The sequence below is a fragment of the Pallidibacillus pasinlerensis genome (assembly GCF_009996845.1).
GTDB classification, from domain to species: Bacteria; Bacillota; Bacilli; order Bacillales; family Caldibacillaceae; genus Pallidibacillus; species Pallidibacillus pasinlerensis.
Genome location: NZ_JAACYS010000099.1, coordinates 1 through 8,133 on the forward strand (window position 1 = coordinate 1; position 8,133 = coordinate 8,133).

An 8,133-nucleotide genomic window follows, 5' to 3' on the forward strand; every position below is an offset into this window, starting at 1 on the left:
TAAATCGGCATAACTTTTTTCATCCATCCACTTTCTTCTTCGTATGTATTCCTCATGAAAATAACCTAAATGTGCAATAGGCCCTCCAAAGGAAGTTAGCCCAAGTCTCGTAGAAATAACGAGTATTTCTAGCCATGTTTGAAAAATGTTTTTATTTTTATTCATAATGTCCCGCCTCATTTATTCTATTGTAAATATCTTTACCTAGCTGATTAGTTTGTCCCATTTAGACATACGCTCTGATAATAACATATTACAAACATTTAGCCAAAAAGTTTGACTGAGGTAAAACGAACGGTAAGGGAAGTTAGGGGCGCGTGGTTATTGCATTATGGTGGTGTAGGATTTTATACTTTTTAACAAACTTCATTATATTTAATGGTATGAAAGACAAATTAGTCAGAAAAATTAGAAGAGATGGCTTTCATTGTACATATGAAGGACATAAGGTTGAGGAAAAATGCGAGAAGTGTCTTTCATGGCGTTTATGAAGGACACAATTGTCGGAAAAACTGTGAGAAATGTCTTTCATCGTGTTCATGAAGGACAAATTTCTCAGATAAAAAGGAAGAACTGTCCATCATTACGTTCATGAAGGACAAAAGAGTCGGAAAAACAGTAAGAATTGTCTTTCATCGACGTTATGAAGGACAAATTTCTCAGATAAAAAGGAAGAACTGTCCATCATTACGTTCATGAAGGACACAAGAGTCAGAAAAACAGTAAGAAATGTCTTTCATCGTGTTCATGAAGGACAAATTTCTCAGATAAAAAGGAAGAACTGTCCATCATTGCGTTAATGAAGGACAAAAGAGTCGGAAAAACAGTAAGAAATGTCTTTCATCGTGTTCATGAAGGACAAATTTCTCAGATAAAAAGGAAGAACTGTCCATCATTGCGTTCATGAAGGACAAAAGAGTCGGAAAAACAGTAAGAATTGTCTTTCATCGAGGTTATGAAGGACAAATTTCTCAGATAAAAAGGAAGAACTGTCCATCATTGCGTTAATGAAGGACAAAAGAGTCGGAAAAACAGTAAGAATTGTCTTTCATCACGTTTATGAAAGACAAAATTTCCCGAAAAGCGGTATAAAATGTCCTTCATCCCAAATCTACAATTTCTCCTAGGTATTAGAAACTGTATTTTGTTATAGTAAACTCCATCGGGACTTGTAACCGTCAAGTAAAATTAAACATTTTTCCACATTTAAGGTTCAACAGTTTACCGCAATTAAGATTCAACACCTGACTCTTCAAATAAAACCTGTCTTTACTTCATTCTTATACTATCTTGATGTTCATCAAATGTTATAATTTCACTTCTATGGAGGAGGCGATCTAAGTTCGCCGTTGTTAATAATGGTGTTCAACAGATGGTAGCAAAACTTATAGTGTGGAAAATAAATTTACTACTTTTACATATACACTAGATTTATAATGCAATACTGGATATTAATAGAAATTAAAATTACTTTTTAGTATAATAAGTAAAATTTTACACACTAACACACTAAAGTGTAAAATAACAAGAATTGCTTCTTTATAATATAAAAGGAAGTGGTACGAGATGATCACGTTGCAACAGTTAAAATATGTTATTGAAGTTTCCAGGAGTCGTTCGATTAGTAAAGCAGCGAAAAAGTTGTTTATCAGTCAGCCAAGTTTATCCAATGCGATTAAAGAGTTAGAAAACGAAATTGGGATCACGATTTTTTTACGAACAAATAAAGGGATTATTTTAACAGCAGAAGGTTCGGAGTTTCTCGGTTATGCTCGGCAAGTGGTGGAACAGGCTGCACTTTTAGAAAACCGGTATTCCAATACACAACAAATGCAGCATCATTTCTCCGTATCTGCACAACATTATGCTTTTGCGGTGAGCGCGTTCGTTCGTTTGATTAAGGAATATGACCAGGAAGAATATGAATTTACGTTAAAAGAAACGAAAACGTACGAGATTATTGAAGATGTAAAAAATTTACGAAGTGAGATTGGTATTTTATATGTGAACGATTTTAATAGAAACGTAATTTTTAAATTTCTTGAGGAGGGGAATTTAACTTTTCACGAGCTTTTCCAAGCGGATCCCCATGTGTTTATAAGTTCAGATCACCCGCTTGCGAAACAAGATTTTGTTACATTGGATGATCTAACACCGTATCCGTATTTATATTATGATCAAGGAGACTATAACTCTTTTTATTTTTCAGAGGAAATTTTAAGTACACTAACGAGGCCGAAAAATATTATGGTAACCGACCGGGCCACACTCTTTAATCTACTAATCGGATTAAACGGATACACGATTTCAACAGGCGTTATTAGTCATAAATTGAATGGTAAAAATATTGTCGCAGTACCTTTACAAGTTGATGAAAAAATTACAGTTGGATATATCACACACAAAAATATGAAAAGAAGTCAATTGGCGAAAATTTATATCGAGTATTTGAAAGAATCGATAGAAGAAGAGCGGAGGCGGGTATAGCTTTTACCTATAGCCAGAGATATTTTTTAAGTGTTACTTATTAGCTGACTTGTCATGCTATACTTTCTCTTAAAAATAAGGGATGGAGGAAAGTAGCATGAATTCAGTAAATCCGATTGATCTTGTTAATCAAAGTAAATTGAAAGGCTATCATTATGTACTTATTCTTTGTATGTTTTTTATTTTGATGTTTGATGGGTATGATGTGGTTATTTATGGGGCAACGATTCCTTTGTTAAAAGCGGACTGGGGAATTAATGATATCGTGGCAGGTTCGATTGGTAGTTATACGACATTTGGTACCGTGATCGGTGCGGTTATTTTTGGATTATATGCTGATCGATTTGGAAAAAGACGGTTGATCATTTTTACGACATTTTTATTTAGTTTCTTTACGTTATTAGCTGGCTTTGCAACAGATCCTGTCTTTTTCACGATTTGTCGTGTGCTTGCTGGTTTAGGATTTGGTGGTGTCATGCCTAATATCGCTGCTTTAATTTCTGAATACGCACCGACAAAACATCGAGCTGCGATTATTTCATTTATATTTATAGGGTATTCCGTTGGTGCGATGACAGCTTCCTTTAGTGGACAATTTTTCTTAGAAAAATACGGCTGGCAGCCGGTATATTGGGTTGGTGGATTACCATTACTTTTACTACCATTTATTGCAAGTATTGTTCCAGAGTCAATTCATTCTTTAATGAAGAAAAAGGATACAAAAACTCTCGTTACTGTTTTGCGGAAAATAAATCCGGCTCTTTCTAAGGATGTACAAATCACATATATCGAGCAGAATGAGATTAAAAAGTCTTCCGTCCGGGATCTATTTAAAAATAAACTCGGCTTAAGTACGATGATGTTCTGGCTCTCTTGTTTCTGTACGTTTATACTCATGTATTCATTAAATACGTGGTTACCGACATTAATGATGAACGTAGGCTATAACCTTCAATCAAGTCTAGCATTTGTTGCAGTGCTCCAATTAGGGTCCATTGTTGGGACATTAGTATTTGGTAATATTATTCAATTACTTGGATTCAAACGTGTGCTTATTCCACTTTATTTACTATGTGCGACTTGCTTAGTGCTCATTGGCTACTCACAAAATATTTATTTCGCATACGTATTAATTGGGCTAATCGGTGCTTCATCCCTCGGTTTACAAAACATGTCCAATGCATACGTAGCCCAGTATTATTCAGCTGATGTACGAGCAGCAGCCCTTGGTAGTACGATGGCCTTTGGACGCATTGGTTCAATTGTAGCGCCAACTTATGTAGGGATTTTATTAACCTTTAATCTCCAACCGCAGTTTAACTTTTTTGCAATTGGGATTGCAGCGCTATTTGGAGCCATCGCGATGAGTTTAATTCGTGAAGAACAGGCGGATTATGCGAAAGAGAAATCAGTTGGAACGGAGGTTTATAAAACCTCATGATTTATTGTTAGTGAAAAATTTAGTGGTACAGGGGGACAGGTTCGGTGTTTCATTTTATAATTGAAACGATGGACCCGTCCCCCTGTTCCACCCATAAGGTAGTGATTTCAATGATGATGTAAAAATTCGAAGACCACGTCCAACAGATATTCCCCAGTTAAATGAATTTTTTAAAATCGTAATTACGGATACGTTTAATAAAGAAGGCATTTGGGACCTATTGGACGATCTTCAAGCCGAAATAGAAACAAAGAAGTATTTAGAAGGTGATTTAGACAGTAATGGAGAAAAACGGTATTTTTTAATCGGCTTATATGATGATCAGGTTATCGGGACTATTGAATTCGGACCTGGAAGTGACTTATAAAGAAATTAACGAACAATGCATTCGATCCATTGGTCGAAGTAGGCACAGTCCTCGTTCACCCTGAGTTTCAAGGAAAGGACGTTGCAGTATGATACAGAGGTATGATACAGAGGGACGGGTCCAGTGTTTCATTTTAAATTGCAACAAGGAACCTGTCCCCGTGTAGCAAAATAGGAGTTGAGATTTTTGACTTTAGAAAAAATAATATATGAAATTACGAAGGAATTAAGTGAGCTACCTGGTGTTGTCGGAGTCGTTTTGGGTGGATCGAGAGCGAGAGGTACCCATCACCCTACCTCTGATATTGACTTAGGAATTTATTACGATAAATCAGCAGGGTTTAATGTAAATGATATTAGCAAAGTTGCGACAAAATTTGATGACGAACATCGTGAGAATATAGTAACAAATATTGGTGAATGGGGTCCTTGGATCAACGGCGGTGGCTGGTTAATTGTACAAGGGTACCATGTTGATTTCTTATTTCGGGATATTAATAGAGTGGAACAAGTCGTTGAAGAAGGTTTGGCAGGGAATGTTTCAACCCACTACCATACAGGACATCCCCATGGATTTCTAAATGTGATGTATATGGGTGAAGTGGCCATTTGTAAAATTTTAGCTGATAAAGGTAATCGAATTGCCGAGCTAAAATCGAAAACATTACCTTATCCAAAAGCGTTAAAAGATGCGATTATTAGTTACTTTATGTTCGAAGCGAACTTTTCTTTAATGTTTGCGAGAGATAATGTAGATAAAGATGATATTTCTTATGTAACCGGTCATTGTTTCAGAACGATATCATGTCTAAATCAAGTCTTGTTTGCCATGAACGAAGAATATTGCATAAATGAGAAAAAAGCCGTTCGAATGATTGATGGATTCGCGAAAAAGCCGAAAGAATACAAGAATCGAATTGATCAAATTATTGCATTGCTTTCGCCAAATGTGGATAGTACAAACCAAGCCCTTGATATTTTAGAAGCGCTAATTTTAGAAACGCAGGCTTTAGTAAACAATTAGGTAGGGATTTGGATGTTTAATGTAAAAATTCGAAGACCACATCCTACAGATATTCCCCAATTAAATGAATTTTTTAATATCGTAATTACGGATACGTTTAATAAGGAAGGCATTGGGGACCTGTTGGACGATCTTCAAGATGAACTAGAAACGAAGAAAAAGTATTTACAAAGTGATTTAGACAGTAATGGAGAAAAACGGTACTTTTTAATTGCCTTATATGAGGAGCAAATCATTGGCACGATTGGATTCGGACTTGCGAGTGAACTCATCAAGAAATTAACGAACAATGCTTTCGATCAATTGGTCGAAGTAGGCACAGTCCTCGTTCACCCTAAATTTCAAGGCATAGGCGTCGGCAATAAATTATTGCAGGCAATTATGACTCGTTTGAAAAGTGAAGGCATTAAAGAATTTTGTTTAGATTGCGGCTACAATTGTGCGCAAAAAATCTGGAAAAAGAAATTTGGCCAACCCGATTACTACATTAAAGATTACTGGGGCATAGGTCAGGATCATATGATTTGGGGGAATAAAAATACATGATAGCAGTTTAAAGTTTTGATAAATAGAACTAAAATTGTGAAATGTCCGCTAGATTAAATCTTTTCTATTGGACAGTTTGAAAGTGGACAGTTTGAAAGGTTTTTTATCGCAAAATATCATCGAGAACCACTCCCATGGACATTTCATGTTACTTTTCATCTCGAAATGTCATCGAGACGCTCTCTCATGGACATTTCATGTTACTTTTCATCTCGAAATGTCATCGAGACGCTCTCTCATGGACATTTCATGCTACTTTTCATCTCGAAATGTCATCGAGACGCTCTCTCATGGACATTTCATTTTACTATTCATCTCGAAATGTCATCGAGACGCTCTCTCATGGACATTTCATGTTACTTTTCATCTCGAAATGTCATCGAAACGCTCTCTCATGGACATTTCATTTTACTTTTCATCTCGAAATGTCATCGAGGCGCTCTCTCATGGACATTTCATGCTACTTTTCATCTCGAAATGTCATCGAAACGCTCTCTCATGGACATTTCATGCTACTTTTCAACTCGAAATGTCATCGAGAACCAGTCTCATGGACATTTCATGCTACTTTTCAACTCGAAATGTCATCGAGACGCTCTCTCATGGACATTTCATGCTACTTTTTATCTCGAAATGTCATCGAGAACCAGTCTCATGGACATTTCATGTTACTTTTCATCTCGAAATGTCATCGAGACGCTCTCTCATGGACATTTCATGCTACTTTTCAACTCGAAATGTCATCGAGACGCTCTCTCATGGACATTTCATGTTACTTTTCATCTCGAAATGTCCTCGAGACGCTCTCTCATGGACATTTCATGCTACTTTTCATCTCGAAATGTCATCGAGACGCTCTCTCATGGACATTTCATGTTACTTTTCATCTCGAAATGTCATCGAGAACCAGTCTCATGGACATTTCATGTTACTTTTCATCTCGAAATGTCATCGAGAACCACTCCCATGGACATTTCATGCTACTTTTCATCTCGAAATGTCATCGAGAACCAGTCTCATGGACATTTCACCCTAAATTTTAACTTGATTTGTCATCGCCCCCCTGTCTCGTAGACATTTTAAACTACTTTTCTTCTTAAAATGTCATCGAAATCCCTTCTCATGAACATTTTATATTTTGAGATAAAAATGCAAGAAGAGTCGGATTTTTTATTTTACCAATATAAAAATCTAATTAAAATATGATGCTATTTTAGTTCTGGTAAATGCAGGACTAAAGCTACTTTTTAATACTATTTATTAACTGTTCAGTAAGATAAACCTTATCATATTTTTCTTTTCTAATCTCTTTGCTATCATGTCATTCTTTATTCTTCTAATAAAATTCCTAAAGTCAGGGTTTTCTTGAAAGTTTATTTACAGTTTCCCAATCTATATCTGTTTTATATATTGCTGGATAAAGGATTTCTGAAGCATCTGGATCTTCGATATCTAATTTAATTATACCGATTCCAAATGCAGAAGTGAGACGTCTTAATTCAGAATGAAACTCTTCATCGTTGAGTAATTTTGCAGTTACTAAATACCCTTCATTTGCCCAAGATGAATTTGAAACAGCTTGAAAATAAGATTCTCTTAAATTTGAAAAGGTAATTTCTTTTTTTAAATCAAATGAATATAGCCTAGTTAATTGTCCACTTAACGTAATACCTAAATCTATTACATCATTTTCCCATTCACCGATAGGAAAGTTTACTCCTACGATATCAGGATGTAACCATTGGTTATATGTTCGTTTGAACGATTTCTCGTAATAAATTATCTTACAATAAACATTAAGATATGTTTTTGCATAGTAAGTCAAAAATGGATGTAGATCTCTTTCAGTGTAAAAGGTTCTTTGTGGTACAACTATTTCCTGTTCTTCCTTTTCTATATCTGTTTTCTGTTGAAATTCTTTTAAAAAGAATTTTCTTGGCTTAGAATCTATTTTTATAAAAGGTGAATTGTGATTATCTCTAATATCCACATAGATCCTTGCGCCTAAAGTATTCCACGGTGTTTTTCCTTTTGTACCAACTAAATAGTCATAATTCTTTTCTTTTGCATATTCCCAAATTTCATCTATTGTCATTGGTTTTTCCGTTTATTTCAAAATTTTAATAGCTAATTCAATAAAGTCTATCATTACTCAATGTTATCCTCCTTAATTAACATACTATTTATTTAAATAGTAGCATTTTCAATGAATTTATAGAAATAAGATTTATCGCATTTGATTGTGAAATTCATTGTAAACAAATAATTT

The 8,133-nt window shown here is 35.1% G+C and carries 7 protein-coding genes and 1 pseudogene; 5 read left to right on the forward strand and 3 right to left on the reverse strand.

Annotated elements, in window-relative coordinates:
* Positions 1-165, reverse strand: a 165-nt coding sequence (locus GW534_RS14995) for a chromate transporter (protein WP_202630963.1), incomplete at its 3' end; no start/stop codon positions are given.
* A gap of 1,104 nt (positions 166-1,269) precedes the next feature.
* Positions 1,270-1,362, reverse strand: a pseudogene (locus GW534_RS16990) (ATP-binding protein); the annotation flags it as partial.
* Between the two features lie 207 nt (positions 1,363-1,569).
* Here GW534_RS16990 and GW534_RS15000 point away from each other — a divergent pair.
* From GW534_RS15000 to GW534_RS15020, 5 genes are all read left to right on the forward strand, one after another.
* Complete coding sequence (locus GW534_RS15000) at positions 1,570-2,487, forward strand: LysR family transcriptional regulator (protein ID WP_161921800.1); 918 nt, start codon at positions 1,570-1,572, stop codon at positions 2,485-2,487.
* Positions 2,488-2,584: 97 nt separating this feature from the next.
* On the forward strand, positions 2,585-3,928 hold the full coding sequence (locus GW534_RS15005; RefSeq protein ID WP_161921797.1) for an MFS transporter: 1,344 nt from the start codon (positions 2,585-2,587) through the stop codon (positions 3,926-3,928).
* Positions 3,929-4,148: 220 nt separating this feature from the next.
* Positions 4,149-4,295: a hypothetical protein gene (locus GW534_RS16190; RefSeq protein WP_202630965.1), complete on the forward strand. Its 147-nt coding sequence runs from the start codon at positions 4,149-4,151 to the stop codon at positions 4,293-4,295.
* Positions 4,296-4,481: 186 nt separating this feature from the next.
* Entirely contained in the window at positions 4,482-5,318 is an 837-nt protein-coding gene (locus GW534_RS15015; RefSeq protein WP_161921798.1) for a nucleotidyltransferase domain-containing protein, read from the forward strand.
* Between the two features lie 12 nt (positions 5,319-5,330).
* Positions 5,331-5,864 carry a GNAT family N-acetyltransferase gene (locus tag GW534_RS15020; protein ID WP_161921799.1) on the forward strand — a complete coding sequence of 178 codons (534 nt, stop codon included), beginning with the start codon at positions 5,331-5,333 and terminating at the stop codon, positions 5,862-5,864.
* 1,354 nt (positions 5,865-7,218) lie between these two features.
* Here the strand turns inward: GW534_RS15020 and GW534_RS15025 are convergent.
* Positions 7,219-7,959: an HTH domain-containing protein gene (locus GW534_RS15025; RefSeq protein WP_246204210.1), complete on the reverse strand. Its 741-nt coding sequence runs from the start codon at positions 7,957-7,959 to the stop codon at positions 7,219-7,221.
* Positions 7,960-8,133: the final 174 nt, after the last annotated feature.

Coding starts and splice junctions, on each gene's coding strand:
- GW534_RS15005 (WP_161921797.1), top strand. CDS start 2,585: ATGAATTCAGTAAATCCGATTGATCTTGTTAATCAAAGTAAATTGAAA.
- GW534_RS15020 (WP_161921799.1), top strand. CDS start 5,331: ATGTTTAATGTAAAAATTCGAAGACCACATCCTACAGATATTCCCCAA.
- GW534_RS15025 (WP_246204210.1), bottom strand. CDS start 7,959: ATGACAATAGATGAAATTTGGGAATATGCAAAAGAAAAGAATTATGAC.